Raw genomic sequence first — 23,415 nt, forward strand, 5'->3', positions numbered from 1 at the left:
AACCCGCAGTAGGAGGAATCGCCCGTGTCATTAGCTGCAGAAGCCGAGGATGCCGCGCGCGCATATGCGCAGTGGCAGGACGCGGTGGCGGGGGTGCTGGCCAAGTCCCGACGCGTCGACCCGGCCGAACTCGGACCCGAGCCGCAGCGTCTGCTCGAGACCACGACCTACGACGACGTCACCGTCGCGCCGCTGTACGGCGTGCGCGACGAGCGCGACGAAGCGCCGCTGCCCGGTGAGTTCCCGTTCGTCCGCGGTGGCTCGTCCACGCGCGACGTCAACACCGGCTGGCTCGTCGACGTCCGGTTCACCGGCACCGACGCGGCCTCGGTCAACGAGCGCATCCTCGACGCCCTGAACAACGGTGTCAGCTCGGTGTGGCTCGGTCTCGGCGCCGGCGCGGTCCCCGTGGACGCACTCGACACCGCGCTCAACGGTGTGCTCCTCGACCTCGCGCCGGTCCGTCTCGACGCCGGTGCCGATGTGGTCGCAGCGACCACCGCCGTGTACTCCGTGCTCGACAATCGCACCGACATCGAGGACCGCGCCGCCGTGCGCATCTTCCTCGGTGCAGCGCCGCTCACCAGCGCGTTCTCCGAACGTCCCGACGTGTCTCTCGACGAGGCCGTCGAGCTGGCACGGGCCGCCGCCGACCGCACCGAAGCGGTGCGTGCCCTCACCGTGGACGGCACCGCCTTCCACAACGCCGGTTCGTCCGACGCCGAGGAACTCGGTGCCGCGATCGCCGCCGGACTCGATTACGTGCGAGCACTCGTCGACGCCGGGGTTCCCGTCGCGGCCGCGCTCGGTCAGCTCGAGTTCCGTCTCGCCGCGACCGACGACCAGTTCCAGACCATCGCCAAGTTCCGCGCAGGTCGTCAGGTGTGGGCGCGCGTGGCCCAGGTCGCCGGTGCCCCCGAGGCCGGAAACGCTCCGCAGCACGCCGTGACCTCCGCGGCGATGATGGCCCAGCGCGATCCGTGGGTGAACATGCTGCGTACGACCCTCGCTGCGTTCGGCGCGGGTGTCGGTGGCGCCGACGCCGTCACGGTCCTGCCGTTCGACTCCGCACTGCCGGCCGGTGTGCTCGAGGTATCCGAGGCGTTCTCCGCCCGGATCGCCCGCAACACCCAGCTGCTGCTGCTCGAGGAGTCCAACCTCGGTCGCGTTCTCGATCCCGCCGCCGGTTCCTGGTACGTCGAGGAACTGACCGCGCAGATCGCGGAGAAGGCATGGGGCTTCTTCCAGGAGATCGAGGCGGCCGGTGGCTACCGCGCCGCTCTCGAGGCGGGGGTGATCGCCGAGCGTGTCGCGCAGACGCGTGCCCGCCGCGAGTCCGACATCGCGCACCGCAAGTTCTCGGTGACCGGTGTCAACGAGTTCCCGAATCTGGCCGAGAAGCCGCTGCCGGTCGGTGTCGCCGAGGCCGGCGCGTCCGCCGCGCGGTACGCCGCCCCGTTCGAGGCGCTGCGCGACCGCTCCGACACCTATCTGGCCTCGCGTGGTGCCCGCCCGCGGGTGCTGCTCGCTCCGCTCGGACCGATCGCCGAACACAACGTGCGGGCGACCTTCGCGGCGAACCTGCTCGCCGCCGGTGGCATCGAAGCGGTCAATCCCGGACCGCTCGATCTCGACGCCGACCTGTCGTCCCTGGTGGGCGACACCGGAACGTCCGTCGCCGTGCTGTGCGGCACCGACACCCGCTACGGCGAGCAGGCCGGTACGGCCACCGCTGCGCTGCGTGCGGCGGGGATCACGACGGTACTGCTGGCCGGACCCGAGAAGGCCGTGAAGGACGCGCAGGGCGACGATCGTCCGGACGGCTTCCTCACCGCGCGCATCGACGCCGTCGCCGCCCTCACCGACCTGCTGAACACTCTGGGAGCGTAAGTGAGCATCGAACACGAAATCGGCAGCTTCGCCGACGTCCCGTTGACGGACCCGGCCGCGCCGGCGCCCACCGCTCCCACCGCGGAGCAGGCCGCCGCGCTCGTCGAGTCCGTCGCCGAGGCGAACAACTACAGCACCGAGGACGTCGTGTGGTCGACGCCCGAGGGCATCGACGTCAAGCCGGTCTACACCAAGGCCGACCGCGACGCCGTCGTCGCCGAGGGTTACCCGCTCGGCAGCTACCCGGGTCTGGCCCCGTTCGTGCGCGGGCCGTACCCGACGATGTACGTGAACCAGCCGTGGACCATCCGCCAGTACGCCGGCTTCTCCACCGCCGCCGAGTCCAACGCCTTCTACCGTCGCAACCTCGCCGCCGGTCAGAAGGGTCTGTCGGTGGCCTTCGACCTGGCCACGCACCGCGGCTACGACTCCGATCACCCGCGTGTGCAGGGTGACGTCGGTATGGCCGGTGTCGCGATCGACTCGATCCTCGACATGCGTCAGCTGTTCGATGGCATCGACCTGTCGCAGGTGTCGGTGTCGATGACCATGAACGGCGCGGTGCTGCCGATTCTGGCGCTGTACGTCGTGGCGGCGGAGGAGCAGGGCGTCAAGCCCGAGCAGCTGGCCGGAACCATTCAGAACGACATTCTGAAGGAGTTCATGGTCCGCAACACCTACATCTATCCGCCGAAGCCGTCGATGCGGATCATCTCCGACATCTTCGCGTACACCTCGGCGAAGATGCCGCGCTTCAACTCGATCTCGATCTCCGGCTACCACATCCAGGAAGCCGGCGCGACGGCCGACCTCGAGCTCGCGTACACCCTCGCGGACGGCATGGAGTACATCCGCGCCGGACTCGACGCCGGAATGGACGTCGACAAGTTCGCGCCGCGCCTGTCGTTCTTCTGGGCGATCGGCATGAACTTCTTCATGGAGGTCGCGAAGCTGCGCGCAGGTCGCCTGCTGTGGAGCGAACTCGTCGAGAAGTTCGGAGCGAAGAACCCGAAGTCGAAGTCGCTGCGTACCCACTCGCAGACCTCCGGATGGTCGCTCACCGCACAGGACGTCTTCAACAACGTCGCCCGCACGTGCGTCGAGGCGATGGCCGCGACCCAGGGCCACACCCAGTCGCTGCACACCAACGCGCTCGACGAGGCGCTGGCGCTGCCCACCGACTTCTCGGCGCGCATCGCCCGCAACACCCAGCTGCTGCTGCAGCAGGAGTCGGGCACCACGCGGCCCATCGACCCGTGGGGCGGCTCGCACTACGTCGAGTGGCTCACCCACGAGCTCGCCAACAAGGCCCGCGCCCACATCGCCGAGGTCGAGGCGGCCGGCGGTATGGCACAGGCCATCTCGGAGGGCATCCCGAAGCTGCGCATCGAGGAGGCGGCCGCCCGCACCCAGGCGCGCATCGACTCGGGTCGCCAGCCGGTCATCGGCGTCAACAAGTACCAGGTGACCGAGGACCACGAGATCGAGGTCCTCAAGGTCGAGAACTCGCGTGTGCGGGCCGAGCAGCTGGCCAAGCTCGAGCAGCTGCGCGCCGACCGCGACGAGGAGGCCACCCGCGCCGCCCTCGACGCGCTCACCCGCGCCGCCGGTGCGCAGAGCCAGGGTCTCGACAACAACCTGCTCGCGCTGGCCATCGACGCGGCCCGCGCGAAGGCCACCGTCGGTGAGATCTCGGACGCCCTGGAGAAGGTCTACGGCCGCCACCAGGCCGAGATCCGTACGATCAGCGGCGTGTACCGCGACGAGGCCGGTAAGGCCACCAACATCACCGCCGCGACCGAACTGGTCGAGAAGTTCGCCGAGGAGGAGGGCCGTCGCCCCCGCATCCTCGTCGCGAAGATGGGCCAGGACGGTCACGACCGAGGCCAGAAGGTGATCGCCACGGCCTTCGCCGACCTCGGATTCGACGTCGACGTGGGACCGCTGTTCCAGACCCCCGAAGAGGTCGCCCAGCAGGCGGCCGACAACGACGTGCACGTCATCGGCGTGTCGTCGTTGGCCGCGGGTCACCTGACGTTGGTCCCTGCCCTCAAGCAGGCACTGGCCGAGGTGGGCCGCGAGGACATCATGATCGTCGTCGGTGGTGTCATCCCGCCGGGTGACTTCGACGAGCTCTACGCGGCGGGTGCGGCGGCGATCTTCCCGCCCGGCACCGTGATCGCGGATGCGGCGACCGGTCTGCTGACCAAGCTCGCCGCGCAGCTCGGCCACCACCTCGGAGGCTGACGTCGGCATGAGCGACTCCTCGGTCGGCGCCGCGCAGACCCGCCGACGGCAGATCGACGTCGACGCCCTCGCCGAGGCCGTGCTCGCCAACGAGCGGGCCGGCCTCGCACGGGCGATCACATTGATCGAGTCGACCCGCGACGACCATCGGGAGCGGGCGCAGCAGTTGCTGTTGCGCCTGCTCCCGAAGGCGGGCAACGCGATTCGTGTCGGTATCACCGGTGTGCCCGGCGTCGGCAAGTCGACCTTCATCGACGCGCTCGGTATGCATCTGCTCGAGCAGGGGCACCGGGTCGCGGTGCTGGCCGTCGACCCGTCGTCGACCCGCACGGGTGGTTCGATCCTCGGCGACAAGACACGGATGGCGCGGCTCGCGGTGCAGCGGGACGCCTACATCCGCCCGTCGCCCTCGGCCGGCACGCTCGGCGGGGTCGCGAAGGCCACCCGCGAGACGATGGTGCTGCTCGAGGCCGCCGGTTTCGACGTGATCCTCGTCGAGACCGTCGGTGTCGGACAGTCCGAGGTGACCGTCGCGAACATGGTCGACACCTTCTGCTTCCTGACCCTGGCCCGCACCGGCGACCAGTTGCAGGGCATCAAGAAGGGCGTGCTCGAACTCGCCGACCTCGTCGCCGTCAACAAGGCCGACGGGGAGTTCGAACGCGACGCGCGGGTCGCCGCCCGCGAACTCGCCGGCGCGATGCGCATGGTGCATCCGCACGACGCGATCTGGAAGCCGCCGGTGATCACCATGAGCGGCATGACCGGCGTCGGTCTGGACACCTTCTGGGACACCGTGCTCGAGCACAAGAAGGTGCTCACCGAGGCGGGCATGTTCGACGAGAACCGGCGCCGCCAGCAGGTGGACTGGACGTGGACGATGGTGCACGACCAGCTGTTGCGTCGTCTCGAGACCTCCCCGCGCGTGCGGGCGATCCGCAAGGACGTCGAGGCCGGGGTGCGCGACGGTTCGCTGACCGCCGCGCTCGCGGCGCAACGTCTGCTCGACGCCTTCGACGGGGTGGACGACCCCGGAACGTCCGGCGAGGACTCCTGATCCCATGAGCCGCCGCACGATCGCCGTCACCGTTCTCGGTGCGTTCGCGATCGTCGCGGCGGCTCATCTCGTCTATCAGGTTCTCGCGCCCGATTCGGCGTTCACCGACGTCTCGCAGTGGTTCCTCATGCCGTTGCTCGCGCTCGGACTCGTTCTCGTCACGTCCGCACCGCGCGACCGGCTGTTCGTGGGCACGCTTGTGGCACTGGGCTTCTCGTGGCTGGGGGACGCCACACCCGACCTCGTCGACGGTGATGCCTCGTTCCTGGTGCTGGTGGGCTTCTTCCTGTGCGCCCAGCTCACCTACATCGTCGCGTTCTGGCCGTACCGGCGGTCGAGCGTGCTGCGGACCCGCCCGTGGGTGGTCGGCCTCTACGCTCTCGCGGTCATCGCCATGGTCGCCGTGTGCGCTTCTGCGGCAGGGATTCTCGTGGTCCCGATGGCGATCTACGCGTCGTGTCTGGCGGCGATGGCGGTGCTCGCCACCGGCGTGAACCGGACGGTGGCGGTCGGCGCGATGCTGTTCGTCGTCTCCGATGCGCTCATCGCCGTCCGTGCCTTCGTCGACGCGGATCTGCCTGCGGTGGGGTTGTGGATCATGGCCACCTACATCGCGGCCCAGGCTCTGATCGTGCGCGGTGTGCTCACCGCGCACGATCGGCGCGGACGGGCCTACAGGTCGAGCAGTTCCTTGGCGACGGTCACCGAGGTCGGGGCGTCGAGCGACGGGTAGTCGCCCCACTGCCCGCCGGTGATGGACACCTCCACCTCGGGCAGTTGGACCTGGGTGACGGAGACGGCGGCGACCGAGACGGCTTCTCCCATGGTGTAGGCGATGCCACCGGCGGCCTCGATGGCGGCGTCGGGGAGCAATTCGAGACCGCCGGTTTCGAGGTCGCTCGCCGCCGGGACGGTGCCGGAGCCCGGTGCCAGGACGATCTCCACCGACCGGATCTCGTCGAGGTTCGTGGCGCTGTCCGGGGTCTCCCATGCGCAGTAGACGCTGTACTCGTCCACGCCGCTCGACGAACGCAGGCTCAGGCCTTCGATGTAGGGGGCGACGGCGGGCGCGACATCGTCGCACGAGTCGAAGCGGGCGAGGATGTCGCTGCCGAGGCCGGTCGGTTCGCCGACGGTGTCGGCGTCGAAGGTGGTGGTGTCGGAGGCTGCGGAGTCGGCGTCCGAGGCGGTGTCGGAGGAGGCGTCGTCACCGGAGGAACACGCTCCGAGGAGTAGGGCGCCGGCGAGGGTCGCGGATGCGACCGCGTATCGGGTCAGATTCACATGGCGCATCGTAGCGTCCGTACGAGTTGTATGTGATCTTGGTTCCGCCCGGGCGGTCGAGGGTCGCGACACCGTGCGCTACAGCCCGAGAAGCTGCTTGGCGACCGCCACGCCACCTGCCGGATCGAGGACCATCGCGGCATCGCGTCCGCCGACGGTGATCGACACGGAGGCCTGAGGGAGTTCGACGCCGGTCGCGGTGAAGGCGGTGCCGGCCATGTTGATCGGCATGCTGTGCGCGAATCCGCCGGCCGCTTCGATGGCGGAATCGGGAACCACCACCAGGCCGGTTTTCGCTGCGCTGGCGGGTGTGACGGTCTCGGGTTCGACCACGACCTCGACGGAACGGAGTCCGGAGGGCGGCTCACCGGCTCCGGCCTCCCACACGCAGTTCACGCGCTGGGGGCTCACGACACCGCCGGGGGCGGGCGTCAGCCCGTCGATGTAACGCTCGAGGGTCGCGCCGATGGCCTCGCAGCTGGGGAAGTTCTGTGCGATCTTCACCAGATACGGCGATTCGGCGGAGGCGGACGTCGAAGAGCCGATATCGGCAGCATTGCGGATGCCGACCGTGGAATCCTCGGCGGAGCAGGCCGTCAAGGCAGCGCCGGCAGTGAGGAAGACGAAGGCACCAGTATGTATTCGCTTTTGTCGCACGCGGGCATAATAGCGATTATCATGCCCCGTCGGGAGTCCGTGGTGACGTGCTGGAATTCAGGCGAGTTTCATTGTGTCCGGGTACCTCCCGAGGCTCCGGACGGGCCCCGGGGAGAGGCGTCGCGTCGGCACCTTCGAGCAGTGCCGCCGGCGTCGGCTGCGCCAGCGGTTCGAGCGAACCGCTCTTCTCCGCGGGGGTGAGGCGCGAACGCTTCCAGGACACCATCAGCAGAGTGAGCCAGGCGGCGACGATGGCGAGGTAGAGCACCGCCAGTGCCGCGCCGGAGAGTTCGAACGTCTTGGCGAGCTTGTGCGCGTTGGTCAGCACGATGACGCCACCGACGCCGGTACCGAGCAACGTCGCGGGCACACGGCTGACCAGCCAGGCCGCGACCGGCGCTGCGAGGGCGCCGCCGAGGGCGAGACCGGCGACGATCACGAGATTGCCGAGCGACTCGTGGCCGAGCCCGAACAGGAAGCCGACGCTCGCCGCGACCGCGACGAGGAACTCCGACGCGCTCACCGACCCGATCACGGTGCGCGGTGCCGTCTTGCCGCGGGAGAGCAGGGTGCTGGTGGTGATCGGTCCCCATCCGCCACCGCCGCTCGCGTCGATGAAGCCGCCGAAGAAGCCCAGCGGCGACAGGAATTTCGCGGTGTGCGGGGAGGTACGGGCATGGGCCACCGCAGGGGGTCGTACCGAGAAACGCAACGCGACGTACACGCCGATGGCCAGCAGGATTCCGGCGGTCACCGGTTCGGCGGCCTCGGTCGACAGTCCCGACAGCACGGTCGCACCGAGGAAGGCGCCGATGGCACCGGGAACACCGAGTCGCAGCACGACCTTCCAGTCGATGTTGCGGAACCGCCAGTGCGAAGCACCGGAGACGAGGGTGGTTCCCACCTCGGCGAGGTGCACGGCGGCGCTCGCGTGCGCCGGACCGACACCGCTGAACAGCAGCAGGGTGGTCGCGGTCACACCGAAGGCCATGCCGAGTGCGCCGTCGACGAGCTGTGCGCCGACACCGACGAGTGTGAAGATGAGCAGATTGAACATGCGTTGGCTCCGAAAGCTGGAAGAACCCGAAAAGCTGGACGAGCGGCGAAGCGCTCAGCAACACTCCCGGGTGCAACACAGACAATCGAAGCAGGCGCCGCGACGGGTCGGCCAGAACGGCATGAGCGCGAGACGAGCGGCCGGAGCCATCTCGGTACTCGTCGCAGCCATGGTCACGTCCTCAGGTCTCGTTCCGCGCACGGATCGTTCGGTCCGGTCGAGCATAGCCCGTCGCGGCGACGGAACCACACTCGGCGGGCCCGGCGCGCCGATCGGGCGCGCCGGACGCGAGGTCAGCCGAGGCGGCGCGCGGAGATCTCGAAACCGGCCGCGCGGAGCCGATCGGTCAGCACGTCCCCGAAGGCCACCGCGGGGGTGAGGACACCGCCACCGGCGTGCAGGGCCGCGCCGCCGAGGGCGAGCGAAAGGGCGGACTCACCGAGCATCACGGCTGTGGCCTTGTAACCCGGGTCGCCCTGCGCGGAGAATCGCGCGGTGTAGCGGGCGCCGGACTCGGTCGAGGCGTACAGATCCACCGTGAAGTAACCGTTCTCGCGGGTCTTCTCCGACGGTCCCTCACCGGGCGCGGGCAGGAGCTTGTCGAGGACGAACCGCGTGGGCGGGAACGACAGGCCGGCGGCGAGGGCGCCCGTACCGAGTCCGACGAGCCCGGCGAGGACGGGGGAGAGCGGCGAGGAGCCGACACTCATCACCTCCCGGTAGCGGAACCGGCGTCCGTAGGCCCAGTCGCGCAGCGCGTTGCTGCGTCGCACGATGCGGGTGTTGTAGGAGGCCATCACGAACGGAGCGAGCCGTCCCGAGATCTCCGGGACGACGGACTTGCCGTCGACGAACGCGAAGTCGTTCTGGCGACCGAGATCGGGTTCCCGAGTCCGATCGGGGGACAGCGAGTACGGGCGCGCGGCGATCTTCCGTGCGGTGGAATCCTTGCGGATCGCGTCGAGCTGTTGCCGGAGCGAATCGATGGTTCCGCCGCTCACCCCGCCGCGGAAGGAGCCGAGCACGAAGGTCGTGTCGGTGAGCGGCAGGTTACCGTCGGCCTCCGCGGCGCGGTAGAGCGCATGGACGCCGAGGTCGGACGGGACGGAGTCGAAACCGCACGAGTGGACGATGCGGGCGCCGGTGCGCCGGGCCACGTCGTCGAAGCGGTCGATGCTCTCGCGGTGGAAGAGCACCTCGCCGGTGAGGTCGACGTAGTCGGTGCCGGCCTCGGCGCACGCCTGCACGAGCGGCAGCCCGTACGTGGCGTAGGGGCCGACGGTCGTGATCACCACGCGGGTGGACTCGGCGAGCGCGGTCAGCGAGGCGGGATCGTCGGCGTTCGCCTCGATCAGCCGCCAGTCGGTTCCGAGGTCGGCGGCGAGCTTCTCGAGTTTGGTGCGTGAACGTCCTGCGAGTCCGACGGCGACGCCGTCGGGGAGGTTCTCGGCGAGATAGGCGGCGGTGAGGCGCCCGACGAAGCCGGTGGCGCCGTAGACGACGATGTCGAGATCCCGGGAGACAGTCATGCCCCCACCCTACTCAGGAGTAAGTCTCGGGGGCGACCTTCGTCACACGAATCCGGCGCCACAGCACCACCCACGAGATCAGCACGGCGAGCGCGGCGAGGGCACGGACCGCACCGAGCGCGGACTCCGGGTAGATCACCCCGGTGAGGTAGTGATCGATGAATCCGCTCGGCGGCAGACCTTCCTGGCCGGCCGCGCGGCGTGCCCAGTTCTCCACCGCGGTCAGCGGGCAGTCGAACCCCACGGCCACCGAGGCCGCTCCCCACACCACCGCGACGATGTGCGCGACGATCGTGCGGGGCCACCGCCACGCGAGGAAACCACCGAACGCAACGTAGAGCACGAACAGCAGATGCACGAAGGCCGTGAGGTCGGCGACCACCCGGAACGCCATGTGCCCAGAGTAGAACGAACGGCCGCGGAACGAACGGGGATGCCGGAGGGCGGGCGGCGGCTCAGCCGGCCTTGATGACCAGCACCGGCACCGACGACTCGGTGATCAGGCGCTGCACCGCCCGCTCGACGAGGAACTTGCCGGTCGCGGTGCGCCCGCGGCTGCCGATGACCACGCGTTCGGCGCCGCTGCGCGCGAGCAGTTCGACGGTCGTGCCGACCGGATCGCCGTCGTGGACGGCCGAGAGCAACTCCCAGCCGTCGGTACCGGCCACCTCGCTCACCTGTGCCCGCACACCTTCCACCTCGTCGGGTTCGTCGAGCGGGTGGAGCACCACCAGCGACTGCTGCCGGTCGGCGGCCTCCCGCACCGCGGCCTGCAGAGCGATCCGGCCTTCGGGGGTATCGGCGTGAACGACAGCGACAGTCATGACTCTCCTCGTGCGGGCCTGCGGGGACGTCCTCCATTATCGCCGCGGCCCGGAGGGCGGGCCACGATCGACGGTGTGGAACCGGTCTCCCCGAATTTCGGGGTCCGGATCACCACGGTGCCGGGCGGAAGTCCTTGAGGAAGCATCCGTACAGGTCCGTGCCCGCCTCGCCCTGGACGATCGGGTCGTAGACGCGGGCCGCGCCGTCCACGAGATCGAGCGGCGCGTGGAAGCCCTCCTCGGCCAGCCGCATCTTGGTGTGGTGCGGCCGTTCGTCGGTGATCCATCCGGTGTCGACGGCGGTCATGAGGATGCCGTCGCTGAGCATCTCCTCGGCACTGGTGCGGGTGAGCATGTTCAGCGCGGCCTTGGCCATGTTGGTGTGCGGATGCCCGGCGCCCTTGTAGCGGCGACCCGCGAACTGCCCTTCCATCGCCGAGACGTTCACGACGTATTTGCGGCGGGCCGGGGACGCGGCGAGCGCCGGACGCAGACGGTTGACGAGGATGAACGGCGCCACCGAGTTGCACAGCTGCACCTCGAGCAGTTCCAGCGGCTCGACCTCGCCGACGGTCTGCACCCAGCTGTTGGTGTGCACGAGATCCGGCAGCAATCCGCCGGCGTCGACGGCGACCCCGGCCGCGACCCGCTCGGGTGTCGCCGACCCGGCCACCAGTGCCAGCGAGGTCAGCGAATGCGCCGACAACTCGGCCGGCAGCGACCCGGCCAGGGCGGCCGGGTGGGCGTCCGAGGGCTTGCCGAAGGTCAGGACCTCGGGACGCGGTCCGGCGGGCAACGGATCGGCCTCCGCCTCGGCCAGCGCCGAGTAGGCGCCGGGGGAGCGGCGCACCGTCTGCGCGGCATTGTTGATGAGGATGTCCAGCGGCCCCTGCGCGGCGACGTCGTCGGCGAGGGCGACCACCTGGGCGGGATCACGCAGGTCGATGCCGACGATGCGCAGCCGGTGCAGCCAGTCGCCGCTGTCCTCCATCGCGGTGAAGCGGCGAATCGCGTCGTTGGGGAACCGCGTGGTGACGGTGGTGTGCGCGCCGTCGCGCAGCAACCGCAACGCGATGTACATACCGATCTTGGCGCGGCCGCCGGTCAGCAGGGCGCGACGACCCCGCAGATCGGTGCGTGCGTCGCGCTTGGCGTGGTTCTCCTCGGCGCAGGTCGGGCACAACTGGTGATAGAAGGCGTCGACCCGGGTGTACTTGTCCTTGCAGATGTAGCAGTGCCGCGGACGCAGCAGCGTTCCCGCGCTCGCGCCGCGAGTCGCCGACGCCAGCGGAAGTCCGGCGGTCTCGTCGTCGATGCGGGTGGGGGAGGCGGTGGCGGTCGCGGACAGCACCTGACGGTCGGCGTCGACGCGTTGCTTGCGGGCCTCGTTGCGGCGCAACCGCTTGAACTTCTTGAACATGTGCCCCACGGCCCGCTGGACGGTGATCGCGTCGGGATGCTCGGCGTCGAGACCCGCTGCCTGGTCGAGCACCCGCAGACAGGTGGCCAGATCGTCGGGGTCGATACGGGTGAAGCCGTCGGGAGCGGGCTCGGCGGTGGTGTCGCTGTGGGGGTTCATCTGCCTTTTTCCGTGTGCTGCTGTATGCCCGATCGTATCGGGCAGGATGATCGTGTCCGAATTCCCGTGCAGGTACCGGAGGAACGATGAGCCCGAGCTCACCCCTGTCCAAGAAGAAGTTCGCCGAACTGAGCCGCCCCCAGCAGGTGCTGGTGGTCCTGCTCGCGGTGGTGCAGTTGTCGCTCGCCGTCGCGGCCTGGGCCGATCTGGCGAGGCGACCGGCCGACAAGGTCAACGGCAGCAAGTTGCGCTGGGCGCTGACCATCGCGGTGAACTTCTTCGGCCCGATCCGGTACTTCCGCAAGGGCCGCCGGGACTGAGCGATCCGCTCGCGCCGACCCCGGACGAACCGAAGGCCCCGAACCGATATCGGTTCGGGGCCTTCGGGTTTCGGAGTGTCCGAGGGGGGACTTGAACCCCCACGTCCGTTAATAGGACACTAGCACCTCAAGCTAGCGCGTCTGCCATTCCGCCACTCGGACCGACGCCCCACACGGGGCATGTCGGTAGAACCCGCTCCCGCGGGCGCTGAAGAAACAGTAGCGCATCGGGCGCCCGATTCCCAAAACGGCACTTCAGGCGCGCTCGCGGTACTCGACGGGCGGGGCCCCGCGCGGATCCGCTCGCTTGTTCGCCATCCGCTACAGCGAATTGCCGTAGCGGGTAACGAAACCGGTAGCGGTTGTCGCCCGTTCGATCTTCTCCCGACAACGACGAAGGCCCCGAACATGATGTTCGGGGCCTTCGTCGTCTGTCTCGACTCAGAGTGTCCGAGGGGGGACTTGAACCCCCACGTCCGTTAATAGGACACTAGCACCTCAAGCTAGCGCGTCTGCCATTCCGCCACTCGGACCTGATGCTTGCGCCCACTCGTCGTGGGCGCTGTGAAAGAGTAACCCACCGCGCCCGCGGTCCCAAATCGCCACCTCCACCTGCGACGATCCGAACTGTCGAGATGGTGGGCGGGCGGTGGTAGACATACGGCCATGGCCATTGACACGAGCGCCCACCAGCCGTCCCGGGCGGAGGAGGAGGTCGTCGACCTCGTCTCCCGCCTCATCCGGTTCGACACCTCGAACACCGGCGAACCCACAACCACCCGCGGCGAACGCGAGTGCGCCGAGTGGGTTGCCTCCGTGCTCGAGGAGGTCGGCTACGAGACGACCTACGTCGAATCCGGAGCGCCGGGCCGCGGCAACGTCTTCGCGCGTCTGCCCGGCTCCGACCCGAGCCGCGGCGCCCTCATGCTTCACGGCCACCTCGACGTCGTGCCGGCCGAGGCCGCGGACTGGAGCGTGCACCCGTTCTCCGGGGCCGTCGAGAACGGTTACGTGTGGGGACGCGGCGCGGTCGACATGAAGGACATGGTCGGCATGATGATCGCCGTCGCCCGCTACTTCAAGGTCGAGAACATCGTGCCCCCGCGCGATCTGGTGTTCGCGTTCGTCGCCGACGAGGAGGCCGGAGGAAAGTTCGGTTCGCAGTGGCTGGTCGAGCACCGGCCCGACCTGTTCGAGGGCGTCACCGAGGCCGTGGGGGAGGTCGGCGGGTTCTCCCTGACCGTGCCGCGCCCCGACGGCACCGAACGTCGCCTGTACATGGTCGAGACGGCCGAGAAGGGCATGCGCTGGATGCGCCTGACCGCCACGGGTGTCGCCGGGCACGGCTCGTTCCTGCACGAGGACAACGCCGTCACCGTCCTCTCCCGCGCGGTGGCACGGCTCGGATCCCACACCTTCCCGCTGGTTGTCAACGATTCCGTCGCCGAGTTCCTCTCCGTCGTGAGCGAGGAGACCGGGCTGGACTTCGATCCGGCCTCGCCCGATCTCGAAGGTGCCCTCGCCAAGCTCGGGTCGATCGCCCGCATCGTGGGCGCGACCCTGCGCGACACCGCGAACCCCACGATGCTCGACGCCGGGTACAAGGCCAACGTCATTCCGCGTACCGCGCACGCCGTCGTCGACTGCCGCATCCTGCCGGGTCGGCTCGCCGAATTCGAACGCACCGTCGACGAGCTGATCGGCCCGAACGTCACCCGCGAGTGGATCACCGGCCTCGAGCCGTACGAGACCACCTTCGACGGCGAGCTCGTCGACGCGATGAACGCCGCGATCCTCGCGCACGACCCGATCGGCCGGACGGTGCCGTACATGCTCTCGGCCGGCACCGACGCCAAGGCGTTCGCCAAGCTCGGCATCCGCTGCTTCGGTTTCGCGCCGCTGCAGTTGCCGCCCGATCTGGACTTCGCCGCGCTGTTCCACGGTGTCGACGAGCGTGTCCCCGTCGACGCACTGCGCTTCGGCACCAGGGTCATGGAACACTTCCTCATGCACGCCTAGAACACACGAAACCGTCACGAAAGGACCGGAATGGCTTTCGATTACGACCCGTACAAGTTCCTGCCCGAGCTGCCCACCTTCGAGGTGACCAGCGCGGACTTCGCCGAGGGCGAGGAATGGAAACTCCCGCAGGCCAGCGGTGCGTTCGGAATCCCCGGGGGCGGCGACGTCTCCCCGCAGCTGTCCTGGTCGGGTTTCCCCGCCGAGACGAAGAGCTTCGTCGTCACGGTGTTCGATCCGGACGCCCCCACGGCGTCGGGTTTCTGGCACTGGGCCGTCGCGAACATCCCCACCTCGATCACGGAGCTGCCGGCGGGTGCGGGTAGCGCCGACTCGGATGCTCTTCCGGAGCAGGCCGTGACGCTGCGCCACGACGGCGGCGCCCACGGGTTCATCGGTGCCGCTCCGCCGGCCGGCCACGGCCACCACCGCTACATCGTCGCGGTGCACGCACTCGACGTCGAGGTGCTCGAGGGCGTCACGCCCGAGTCGAGCCCGGCCTTCCTCGGCTTCAACGTCTTCGGGCACGCCATCGCCCGCGGTCTGCTGACCGGCACCTACGAGGTGCGCTGACAGGTCGTGACGGACGGGGCCCGGGTCGAGTACGACCCGGGCCCCGTCCGTTGCAGGTCAGACCCGTGCGGTGGCACCCACCGCGTCGGCGATGGAGCGGTAGCCGTGTGCGCGCAGCTTGCGGGCGATGCCGCGGTTGATGCGCCGCGCCCAGAACGGACCGCCGTAGATGAAGCCGGTGTAACCCTGGACCAGCGACGCGCCGGCGAGGATGCGCTCGAACGCCTGCTCCGGGGTCTCGATGCCGCCCACCGAGACCAGGGTGAGGCGATCACCGACCCGCGTGCGCAGCCGGCGCAGCACCTCGAGGGACCGCTCGGCGACCGGGGCGCCCGACAGGCCGCCCGCGCCGATCTCCTCGACACGGCTCTGCGGAGTGTTCAACCCGTCGCGGCGGATGGTGGTGTTGGTGGCGACGATGCCGGCGAGCCCGAGTTCGAGCGCCAGATCGGCCACCGCGTCGACGTCCTCGTCGGACAGATCCGGGGCGATCTTCACGAGCACCGGCACCGTCACGGTGTCCAGTACCGCGGCCAGGATGGGGCGCAGCGACTCGACGGCCTGCAGATCCCGCAGGCCCGGGGTGTTGGGGGAGGAGACGTTGACGACCACGAAGTCGGCGAGCGGGCCGAGCAGCCGTGCGCTCTCGGTGTAGTCCTCGGCGGCCTGCTCGGCCGGCACGACCTTCGTCTTGCCGATATTCGCGCCGATGGGGACGGTGCGCCGACGCTGCCGCAGCCGGTTGGCGGCCTCCCCGGCACCATGGTTGTTGAAGCCCATCCGGTTCACGATCGCCCGGTCCTCGGGGAGTCGGAACAGTCGCGGCTGCGGATTGCCCGGCTGCGCCTGGGCAGTGACGGTGCCGATCTCGGCGAACCCGAATCCGAGCGGCCCCCACACATCGACACCGGTCGCGTCCTTGTCGAAGCCGGCCGCCAGACCCACCGGCGTGGGGAACTGCACGCCGAAGACGGTGTTGCGGAGGATGGGGTCGTCGGTGACGAGCACCTTCGCCACCAGGGCGCGCAGCGGCCCGAAGCGAGTCGACCAGCGCATCGCGAGGAAGGCGAGGTGGTGGGCTCGTTCCGGCGGCAACAGGAACATGAGCCGAAGAAGATAGCGGTACACGAACTACTCCCTGCAAGCCCGGTCCACGACGGTCCGGGATCTGTTATCAACCAACGGTGGGTTCGGGGACGTGATGGGCGGTCTTGCGGCGGCGCAGCAGCACCCGCCGGCTCCCGTCCGGATACAGACGCACCCGGGTGAGTTCCCAGCCGTGGAATTCGGCGGAGATCGCCAGACGCATCGACGCGCTCACCCGGGACACGTCCCGGGGCAGCTTGAGCGGCACGTATTCGTATTCGTCGTTGCTGGTGTCCCAACCGACAGGCATCCGGGTCAACCGGCCGAGTCGCTCGTTCGCCATCACTGTCCTTCGATCGGGATCCGTTGCAGTCCGTCACCGGTTGCCGACGCGATCACCAGTGCCGCATCGGCCGGATCGACGGCGATCGAATTCGGTTGCCGCACCGTTGCGAAGCGGTGGCGTTCTCGCGGGATCCCGGTCGAAAGATCGTAGCCCACGACCTCGTTGCTGCCGGTCAGAGTCACCCAGATCAGGTCCCGCGTCTCGTCGTAGGTCACAGCGTACGGGGCGGGGCCGACGGGATAACGCTGCCGCAGGACGATCGCGTCGAGGGTGTAGACGAGCAGTTCGTCGCCGGTGGTGTCGGTGACCACGACGCGTCCGAAAGGGTCGGTGGTCAGCTGTGTCGCACCTTCGCCGGCACGCAGCGCGGGCCCGAGATGGGCGTCGGCGAGATCGAGCTCGGTGAGGGAGGTCTGCCGGCGGTCGAGCGCCGCGACGGCGTCACCGGTGACGGCGAGGGCGTCGACGGAGGCGAGGCCACCGACGGTGGTGGCCACCTCGCCGGATTCGGGGTCGACGACGAGCACGCGGCCGTTGTCGGTGCCGACCGCCCAGCGGCCATCGGACAGCACGGCGGCCGACGTGGCATTGCCGTCGACCGGGACCTCGGTGATGGTGCCGTCGGCGACGTCGATGCGCAGCACGGCCCCGGACACGGGGGCGAGCACACTGCCCTCGGGGCCGGTCACGACGGTCGCGGCGGACGACGGCAGGTCGACCAGGCGCGGTTCCACCCCGGGACCGTCGAAGGCCGTGTCGTCGAACAACGCGAGCCGTGCGCCGTCGTCGACGAGCGCGGCGAAGGTGCCCGTGGACGGTTCGACGACCAGCGCGTCGACCTGCAGGTCGAGTGGACGGACGTCGCCGGCGGGGGACGGGCCGACCTCGGGGGCGGCCGCGGGAGTGGCGGGTTCGATGGTCTGCAGCACGTCCGGGGTGCTCTCCGACGAGCAGCCGGCCAGCACGACCATCGCGATCGCGCCCACCATCGTGACCGCTCGGATCCCCGCTCTGCCCATCGTTGCTCCTCGTCCTCGGATTCGATTCGCACTTGCCGGACGCGCTCCGGCGCCCGGCGCGCCGACCTTCAGTGTTCCTGATGCCGGTCGCGGGGAAGAAATCAGTGGGTCGTCCGACGGGCCGGATGTGACCTGCTGCTCAGGTCTGCGCCGGGGCGGACCTGTCGGGGTTCGGGCGTCGCGGCAACACGAGTGGGGTGCCGGTCTCGGGGTGGCGGCCGATCGCCACCGGGTACTGGTAGACGCGGCCGAGCAGCTCTTCGGTGAGGACGTCGCCGGGTGCGCCGTCGGCGACGATGCGGCCCTGTTCGAGCACGCAGACGCGGTCGGCGTAGGCGGCGGCGAGCCCGAGATCGTGCAGCACGACCACCACGGCGTGCCCGTCGTCGGCGCGGGCCCGCACGACCTGCATGACCACCTCCTGGTGGCCGAGGTCCAGTGCCGCGGTGGGTTCGTCGAGCAGCAGTGTCTCGGTGTCCTGGGCCAGCACTCGTGCGAGCGCGACCCGGGCCCGTTCGCCGCCGGACAGCGCGGGGAACGGCCGGTCGGCCAGATGGGCGACGTCGGAGGTCGCGAACGCCTCGGCGACGATGCGATCGTCGTCGTCCTGCCGCGGGGTGCGCGCCCACGCTGCCCGCCCCATCCGCACGACCTGCCGGGCGGTGAACGGGAAACCCACGGTGTGCTGCTGCGGCAGCACCGCCCGACGGCGGGCCAGCGCGATCGACGACCACCGCTCGAGGGGACGGCCCTCGACCTCGACGGTGCCACCGCTGATCGGATGGTCGCCGGACAACGCCGCGAGCAGGGTGGACTTACCCGCTCCGTTGGGGCCGACGAGCGCGACGACCTCACCGGTGCGCACCTCGAAGTCGACGCCGTGCAGGATCTCCCGCTCGCCGCGCCGTAGTCGCACCCCCACCGCGCGCATCGTCGCGGTGCCGGGCGCCGATCGGGCCGGGACGGTGGTCGCCGGGGATCCGGGGGAGCGGGGGAGCAGCCTCATGCCCACCCGCCCTGCTTCGCGCGGGTGCGGCGCAGCATCAGGAAGAAGACCGGACCGCCGATGAGGGCGGTGATCATGCCGAGCGGCAGGTCGGCGTTCTCGACCAGGGTGCGCGCTCCGAGGTCGGCGGCGAGCAGGACGACCGCGCCGGCGAGCACACTCGCCACGACGAGCACCCGGTGGGCGGGGCCGAGCGCCAGGCGCATCAGGTGCGGCACGACCAGGCCGACGAACATGATGATGCCGGTGAAGGCGGTGGCGCCGCTGACCAGCACCGCGACCGCCAGGATCGACAGCTGCCGCACCCGTTCGACGTCCACACCCAGATGCCGGGCGACGCTCTCGCCGAGCGCCAGCAGGTCGAGTTTCGGGGCGAGCAGGACCGCGACGAGCACACCGGCGAGGGTCAGCGGCGCGACCACCGCGACGATGTCCCAGGTGGCGCCCCCGAGACTGCCGAGCTGCCAGAACACGATCTGGTCGCGGGCGGCGGGGCTGGCGACGAAGGTGAAGAACGCGATGAGCCCGCCGGCGACGGCGTTGACGGCGACGCCGGTGAGGATCACCGTGACCACCTCCGTGCGTCCGTTCGATCGGGACAGCACGTAGACCAGCACAGTGGTGATCAGACCGGAGACGAGTGCGGCACCGGCCAGCGCCCAGCCGGCGGTGAAGGCGCCGCCGAGCACGATCACCGCGGACGCGCCGACGGCGGCGCCGGAGGACACCCCGATCACGCCGGGTTCGGCGAGGGGATTCGCGAAGATGCCCTGCAACAGCGCTCCGGAACAGCCGAGGGCGGCACCGACGAGCATCGCGAGCACCACGCGCGGGAAGCGCACCTCCCACAGGGTCACCTCCCCGGCGGGGTGCGCGGGCACTGGGCCGAGGTCCAGCCCGATGCGGTGAAGCAGACTGCCGACCACCTCGGCGGGACTCGTGGGCACCTGACCGAGGCACGCCGACGCGACGGCCAGGGCGAGCAGGGCGACAACGAGACCGACGAGGACGACGGTGGTGCGTCCCCGTCCGGCCTTCCGCAGTGCCCGTTCGGGCAGTCCGGTGGCCTCGGTGACTTCTTCGCTCACGGACATCCGGCGATCACGACCGGTCCGGCGGGTAGAACGCCTCCACCAGAGCGGCCAGGACTTTGCCGGTCTGCGGGCCGAAGCTGAGCAGGGTCGAATCGTCCATGTCCACGATGGTGCCCGTCTTCCCGGCCGGGGTCTGCGCGACGCCCGGGAGCTGCGCAAGCCCGTCCGGTCCGCCCACCGAGTCGAGACTGTGCGTCATCACCAGGATGATGTCGGGCGCCGAGGCGATCATCGCCTCGCTGGTGATCGGCACGAACTGTGAGTCCAGGCCGGCGAGGATGCCGGCGTCGCGACCACCGGCAGCTGCGACGAGCGCATCGGCCCCCGAGCCGGGGCCTCCGAGCATCTTGATCGCCGAACCGCGCAGATAGAGGAAAGCGACGGTGGGTTCGGGATGATCGGCGGGGATCGAGTCCTTTGCCGCGGCGATCTCGTCGAGCGTCCGCTGCGCGAGCGCCGCACCGGCCTCGGGGACGCCGAGCGCGACCGCGACCGCCTCGATGTCGTCGGCGACGGTGTCGAGGGAGCGTTCCGGGTCGACGAACACCACCGGCACACCGGTCGCGCGGACCTGTTCCTGCACCGCCAGCGGACCGATGGAGGTGTCGGTGAGCACGACGGTCGGATTCAGCGCGAGGATCGCCTCGGCGTTGAGACCGTGCCCACCGGGGGTGACGTTGGGGACGTCCTCGATCGCAGGGAAGGACGCGGTGGAGCGGCCGACGAGCTTGTCGCCGAGACCGAGCGAGTACACGGTCTGCGCGAGGGTGCCGGAGCGGTCGGCCACCACGATCCGGGAGATGTCGGTGATCGTGGTCTCGACCCCGTCCACGCCACGCACCGTGGCCGGCAGCACGGGTGCCGGGTCGGTGGTGATCGGCTCGGGTTCGGAGTCGACGACGGCGGTGCGCGGACCGGTCGCGACGTCGGTGGCGGTCGTGCCGTCGGTGGTCGGCGCACTGCACGCCGCGACGACGAGGACACCGAGCACCGCGATCAGCGCGACCGGGAGGCGGAGGAAGGAACGGAACATCGGTCAGGCACGCACCCGGTAACGATCGATATCGCGTGCGAGGTCGGCGAACAGGGCACCGTTGAGCCCGTACACGAGGTTCGCCTCGTCGATGACGGCCTGCTGCTGGTCGCCGTCGAGCGGTGCGGCGTCGAGCTTCGCGCGGTAGGCGTCCTTGAACGGCTTGGTCTTCGGGATCCCGTCGAAGATGTAGAAGCGCAAACCGTCGCGCTCGTAGCCGTAGGCGCGTTCGAGCATGCGGCGGATGATCTGGCCGCCGGACAGGTCGCCGAGATAACGCAGATAGTGGTGCGCGAGGAAGGCTTCCGGGGACACTGCCGCGACCTGCTGGAGCCGGTCGACGTAGGCGACGGTCGCAGGCAGCGGCGCGATGCGGTCGCGCCAGTCGGAGCCGACGAGGAAGTCGAGGTCGGCTTCGAGCGCGGCTGTGCGGAGCAGTTCGTCGCTGAGGAAGGGGCCGGCGATCGGGTCGTCGGCGTAGCCGCGGCCGATCCGCTCGAGGCTGTCGTAGACGAACCACGTCTGCGCGATGAGCGCGGCGTGGGCTTCGGTCGACAGCGTGCCGCCGAGCAGTTCCGCGACGAACACCGAGTTCTCGGTGTCGCTGTGCGCCTGCTGGGTCTCGAGCCGGATGCGCTCGGCGAATCCGACGACTTCGGTCGTGGCCATCGACCGACCTCCCCTCACATTGCCTGTACCGAATGTACTCGGCAGGCTAGCCTAACCTTCCGGAAAAGGGCAGGGTGCGGGCGGTGTCGCCGAGATCACGCGCTCACGTCGTCGAGTGCCGCGGCGATCGCCGGCGGCAACGCCAACTCCTCCGCGACCAGCACTCCGGTCAGCTGCGCGAGATCCCGGGCACCCACGAGCGTCGAGGCCACGTGTGGTCGGTCGCGCACCCACGCCAGCGCGACGGCCAGCGGCGAGGTGCCCAGACCGTCGGCAGCTGTGGCGACCGCGTCGACGACGCGCACCGCGGATTCGGTGAGATAGCGGCGCACCTCCTCGGTGTGCACGTCGTCGGCGCCGCGCGAATCCACCGGCACCCCCGACCGGTACTTACCGGTGAGCACACCGCCGGCGAGCGGCACGGCCGCGAACACACCCACGCCGTGGTGGGCCGCGGCGGGGATCAACTCCTCCTCGACGCCGCGGGCGAGCAGGGAGTACTCGACCTGCGTGCTGATCAGCGGAGCCGGGCGCCGGGCGGCCGCCGCGGCGGTCGCGAGCTGCCAGCCGAGATAGCCGCGCACCCCGACGTAGCGCACGCGCCCGCTGGTGACGGCGAATTCGAGGGCGTCCATCACCTCGTCGACGGGGGTGTGCGGATCCCACGTCGCGACCTGCCACACGTCGAGGTGGTCGGTGCCGAGTTCGCGCAGGGTCGCGTCGAGTTGGTTGAGCAGGCCCGAGCGGGAGCAGTCCACCCGGCCGGAACCGAGTGTGGAGGTGTCGATGCCGGAGCTGCCCGACAGCACCAGCTGGTCGCGGGGCACCACGTCGTCGAGCAGTTCGGCGAGGATCCGTTGCGCGACCCCGTCTCCGTAGGCGGGGGAGGTGTCGACGAGCGTGCCGCCCACATCGACGAAGGCCGACAACTGGGCTGCGGCCTCGTCGCCGTCCGTTCCGCGACCCCACGTCAAGGTGCCCAGGCCGAGCCGTGAAACCCGCAGGCCGCTCGCACCGACTGTCCTGTATTCCATAACCGTCCGCGTTTCCTCCCGACACGACGGGACGTCGCCGCGCTCGGCCACGACCCCGGTACTGCACCCTAATGCGCGACAGGTGCGTGGCAGTGTCCGGCGCGCCGACCGGTCGGGTTCCACGTACTCTTCGGCGAGTGAGAACTGCTCCCTGCATCCGCGACCACCGATCCGTCCCCACCGCAGCCTCCGTGCCGGGAGCCGCCGCATGATCGGCGAATCGATGACCTGGCTGCAGACGATCGTCCTCGGCATCGTGCAGGGCCTCACGGAGTTCCTGCCGATCTCCTCGTCCGGCCACCTGCGGATCGTGTCGGAGATCTTCTTCGGGGAGGACGCGGGCGCGTCCTTCACCGCGGTCACCCAGCTGGGCACCGAGGCCGCGGTGCTGGTGTTCTTCGCCGGCGACATCTGGCGCATCCTGCGCGCGTGGTTCCGCGGCCTGTTCCACAAGGAGCACCGCGCCGACCACGATTACAAGATGGGCTGGTACGTCATCCTCGGCACCATCCCGATCGGCATCCTCGGCGTGCTGTTCAAGGACGACATCCGCACCGTCGCCCGCAATCTGTGGCTCGTCGCCACCATGCTCATCGTGTTCTCGATCGTCATCGCCGCTGCCGAGTACTTCGGCAAGCAGCGGCGCGACGTGAGTCAGCTCACCCTCAAGGACGGCCTGATCATGGGTTCGGCGCAGGCGCTGGCCCTGATCCCCGGCGTGTCCCGCTCCGGCGGCACCATCTCGGCCGGTCTGTTCCTCGGTCTCACCCGCGAGGCCGCCGCCCGGTATTCGTTCCTGCTCGCCATTCCTGCGGTCGTCGCCTCCGGTCTGTTCAGCCTGCCGGACGCCTTCGAACCGGCCGGTGAGGGGCTCAACGCCTCGGGAGCGCAGTTGCTCGTCGCGACCGTGATCGCCTTCGCGGTCGGTTACGCCGCGATCGCATGGCTGCTGCGCTTCGTCGTCAACCACTCGATGTACTGGTTCGTCGGCTACCGCGTGATCCTCGGCGTGATCGTGCTGGGGCTGCTCGCGACCGGCGTGGTCTCCGCCACCTGAGAGGCTGCCGACAGGCGGTACCTCTAGGCTGGGCG

At 69.8% G+C, this 23,415-nt stretch carries 23 protein-coding genes and 2 tRNA genes; 8 read left to right on the forward strand and 17 right to left on the reverse strand.

Annotated elements, in window-relative coordinates; all coding sequences use genetic code 11:
• Positions 1-24: 24 nt before the first annotated feature.
• From C6Y44_RS12100 to C6Y44_RS12115, 4 genes are read left to right on the forward strand one after another with little or no spacing between them, the layout of a single operon-like run.
• Positions 25-1,890, forward strand: coding sequence for a methylmalonyl-CoA mutase family protein (locus C6Y44_RS12100; RefSeq protein ID WP_159418398.1), 1,866 nt, complete (start codon positions 25-27; stop codon positions 1,888-1,890).
• Positions 1,891-4,137, forward strand: coding sequence for a methylmalonyl-CoA mutase (gene scpA / locus C6Y44_RS12105; protein ID WP_060653296.1), 2,247 nt, complete (start codon positions 1,891-1,893; stop codon positions 4,135-4,137).
• A 7-nt stretch (positions 4,138-4,144) separates the two neighbouring features.
• Positions 4,145-5,194 (forward strand): methylmalonyl Co-A mutase-associated GTPase MeaB, encoded by a 1,050-nt coding sequence (meaB, locus tag C6Y44_RS12110; RefSeq protein WP_159418397.1) that lies wholly within the window; start codon positions 4,145-4,147, stop codon positions 5,192-5,194.
• Between the two features lie 4 nt (positions 5,195-5,198).
• Positions 5,199-5,927, forward strand: a complete 729-nt coding sequence (locus tag C6Y44_RS12115; protein ID WP_159418396.1) for a lysoplasmalogenase — start codon at positions 5,199-5,201, stop codon at positions 5,925-5,927.
• On the opposite strand, the gene C6Y44_RS12120 is transcribed toward C6Y44_RS12115, so the two are convergent.
• The 7 genes from C6Y44_RS12120 to C6Y44_RS12150 all read right to left on the reverse strand — a co-directional run bounded on the left by C6Y44_RS12120 (position 5,867) and on the right by C6Y44_RS12150 (position 12,124).
• Positions 5,867-6,487, reverse strand: coding sequence for a hypothetical protein (locus tag C6Y44_RS12120; RefSeq protein ID WP_159418395.1), 621 nt, complete (start codon positions 6,485-6,487; stop codon positions 5,867-5,869). The genes C6Y44_RS12115 and C6Y44_RS12120 overlap by 61 nt on opposite strands.
• Positions 6,488-6,556: 69 nt before the next feature.
• On the reverse strand, positions 6,557-7,135 hold the full coding sequence (locus tag C6Y44_RS12125; RefSeq protein WP_159418394.1) for a hypothetical protein: 579 nt from the start codon (positions 7,133-7,135) through the stop codon (positions 6,557-6,559).
• Positions 7,136-7,154: 19 nt separating this feature from the next.
• Positions 7,155-8,192 (reverse strand): sulfite exporter TauE/SafE family protein, encoded by a 1,038-nt coding sequence (locus C6Y44_RS12130; protein ID WP_159418393.1) that lies wholly within the window; start codon positions 8,190-8,192, stop codon positions 7,155-7,157.
• A gap of 293 nt (positions 8,193-8,485) precedes the next feature.
• Positions 8,486-9,721, reverse strand: a complete 1,236-nt coding sequence (locus C6Y44_RS12135) for a saccharopine dehydrogenase family protein (RefSeq protein ID WP_159418392.1) — start codon at positions 9,719-9,721, stop codon at positions 8,486-8,488.
• A 13-nt stretch (positions 9,722-9,734) separates the two neighbouring features.
• Positions 9,735-10,115 carry a DUF2784 domain-containing protein gene (locus C6Y44_RS12140; protein WP_159418391.1) on the reverse strand — a complete coding sequence of 127 codons (381 nt, stop codon included), beginning with the start codon at positions 10,113-10,115 and terminating at the stop codon, positions 9,735-9,737.
• A gap of 61 nt (positions 10,116-10,176) precedes the next feature.
• Positions 10,177-10,545, reverse strand: coding sequence for a universal stress protein (locus C6Y44_RS12145; RefSeq protein ID WP_006551545.1), 369 nt, complete (start codon positions 10,543-10,545; stop codon positions 10,177-10,179).
• Positions 10,546-10,654: 109 nt separating this feature from the next.
• Positions 10,655-12,124: an SDR family NAD(P)-dependent oxidoreductase gene (locus C6Y44_RS12150; RefSeq protein ID WP_159418390.1), complete on the reverse strand. Its 1,470-nt coding sequence runs from the start codon at positions 12,122-12,124 to the stop codon at positions 10,655-10,657.
• 86 nt (positions 12,125-12,210) lie between these two features.
• On the opposite strand from C6Y44_RS12150, the gene C6Y44_RS12155 reads away from it, so the two are divergent.
• Positions 12,211-12,444 (forward strand): PLDc N-terminal domain-containing protein, encoded by a 234-nt coding sequence (locus tag C6Y44_RS12155; protein WP_159418389.1) that lies wholly within the window; start codon positions 12,211-12,213, stop codon positions 12,442-12,444.
• 76 nt (positions 12,445-12,520) lie between these two features.
• On the opposite strand, the gene C6Y44_RS12160 is transcribed toward C6Y44_RS12155, so the two are convergent.
• Positions 12,521-12,606, reverse strand: a tRNA-Leu gene (locus C6Y44_RS12160).
• Positions 12,607-12,891: 285 nt separating this feature from the next.
• Positions 12,892-12,977 (reverse strand) — tRNA-Leu (locus C6Y44_RS12165).
• A 133-nt stretch (positions 12,978-13,110) separates the two neighbouring features.
• Here C6Y44_RS12165 and C6Y44_RS12170 point away from each other — a divergent pair.
• Together C6Y44_RS12170 and C6Y44_RS12175 are read left to right on the forward strand one after the other, a co-directional pair.
• Positions 13,111-14,463: a M20/M25/M40 family metallo-hydrolase gene (locus tag C6Y44_RS12170; protein ID WP_159418388.1), complete on the forward strand. Its 1,353-nt coding sequence runs from the start codon at positions 13,111-13,113 to the stop codon at positions 14,461-14,463.
• A gap of 30 nt (positions 14,464-14,493) precedes the next feature.
• Complete coding sequence (locus C6Y44_RS12175; RefSeq protein ID WP_159418387.1) at positions 14,494-15,036, forward strand: YbhB/YbcL family Raf kinase inhibitor-like protein; 543 nt, start codon at positions 14,494-14,496, stop codon at positions 15,034-15,036.
• Positions 15,037-15,093: 57 nt separating this feature from the next.
• On the opposite strand, the gene C6Y44_RS12180 is transcribed toward C6Y44_RS12175, so the two are convergent.
• The 8 genes from C6Y44_RS12180 to C6Y44_RS12215 all read right to left on the reverse strand — a co-directional run bounded on the left by C6Y44_RS12180 (position 15,094) and on the right by C6Y44_RS12215 (position 22,323).
• Positions 15,094-16,164, reverse strand: a complete 1,071-nt coding sequence (locus C6Y44_RS12180) for a quinone-dependent dihydroorotate dehydrogenase (RefSeq protein WP_192378851.1) — start codon at positions 16,162-16,164, stop codon at positions 15,094-15,096.
• 46 nt (positions 16,165-16,210) lie between these two features.
• The gene (locus C6Y44_RS12185) at positions 16,211-16,465 is read right to left on the reverse strand and encodes a DUF5703 family protein (protein WP_006551956.1); all 255 of its coding nucleotides are present in this window, start codon (positions 16,463-16,465) and stop codon (positions 16,211-16,213) included.
• Entirely contained in the window at positions 16,465-17,487 is a 1,023-nt protein-coding gene (locus C6Y44_RS12190; protein ID WP_159418385.1) for an NHL repeat-containing protein, read from the reverse strand. Before C6Y44_RS12190 ends, C6Y44_RS12185 begins: the two co-directional genes overlap by 1 nt.
• Positions 17,488-17,626: 139 nt before the next feature.
• Entirely contained in the window at positions 17,627-18,493 is an 867-nt protein-coding gene (locus C6Y44_RS12195; protein ID WP_159418384.1) for a heme ABC transporter ATP-binding protein, read from the reverse strand.
• Positions 18,490-19,587, reverse strand: coding sequence for a FecCD family ABC transporter permease (locus C6Y44_RS12200; protein WP_159418383.1), 1,098 nt, complete (start codon positions 19,585-19,587; stop codon positions 18,490-18,492). The genes C6Y44_RS12195 and C6Y44_RS12200 overlap by 4 nt, the downstream gene beginning before the upstream one ends.
• Positions 19,588-19,594: 7 nt before the next feature.
• Positions 19,595-20,620, reverse strand: coding sequence for a heme/hemin ABC transporter substrate-binding protein (locus tag C6Y44_RS12205; protein ID WP_159418382.1), 1,026 nt, complete (start codon positions 20,618-20,620; stop codon positions 19,595-19,597).
• Positions 20,621-20,623: 3 nt separating this feature from the next.
• Positions 20,624-21,289: a biliverdin-producing heme oxygenase gene (locus C6Y44_RS12210; protein WP_159418381.1), complete on the reverse strand. Its 666-nt coding sequence runs from the start codon at positions 21,287-21,289 to the stop codon at positions 20,624-20,626.
• Between the two features lie 95 nt (positions 21,290-21,384).
• Positions 21,385-22,323: an aldo/keto reductase gene (locus tag C6Y44_RS12215; RefSeq protein ID WP_159418380.1), complete on the reverse strand. Its 939-nt coding sequence runs from the start codon at positions 22,321-22,323 to the stop codon at positions 21,385-21,387.
• Between the two features lie 211 nt (positions 22,324-22,534).
• On the opposite strand from C6Y44_RS12215, the gene C6Y44_RS12220 reads away from it, so the two are divergent.
• Positions 22,535-23,380 carry an undecaprenyl-diphosphate phosphatase gene (locus C6Y44_RS12220; RefSeq protein ID WP_174247147.1) on the forward strand — a complete coding sequence of 282 codons (846 nt, stop codon included), beginning with the start codon at positions 22,535-22,537 and terminating at the stop codon, positions 23,378-23,380.
• Positions 23,381-23,415 lie beyond the last annotated feature (35 nt).

This window comes from Rhodococcus rhodochrous (assembly GCF_014854695.1).
Taxonomy (GTDB): Bacteria; Actinomycetota; Actinomycetes; order Mycobacteriales; family Mycobacteriaceae; genus Rhodococcus.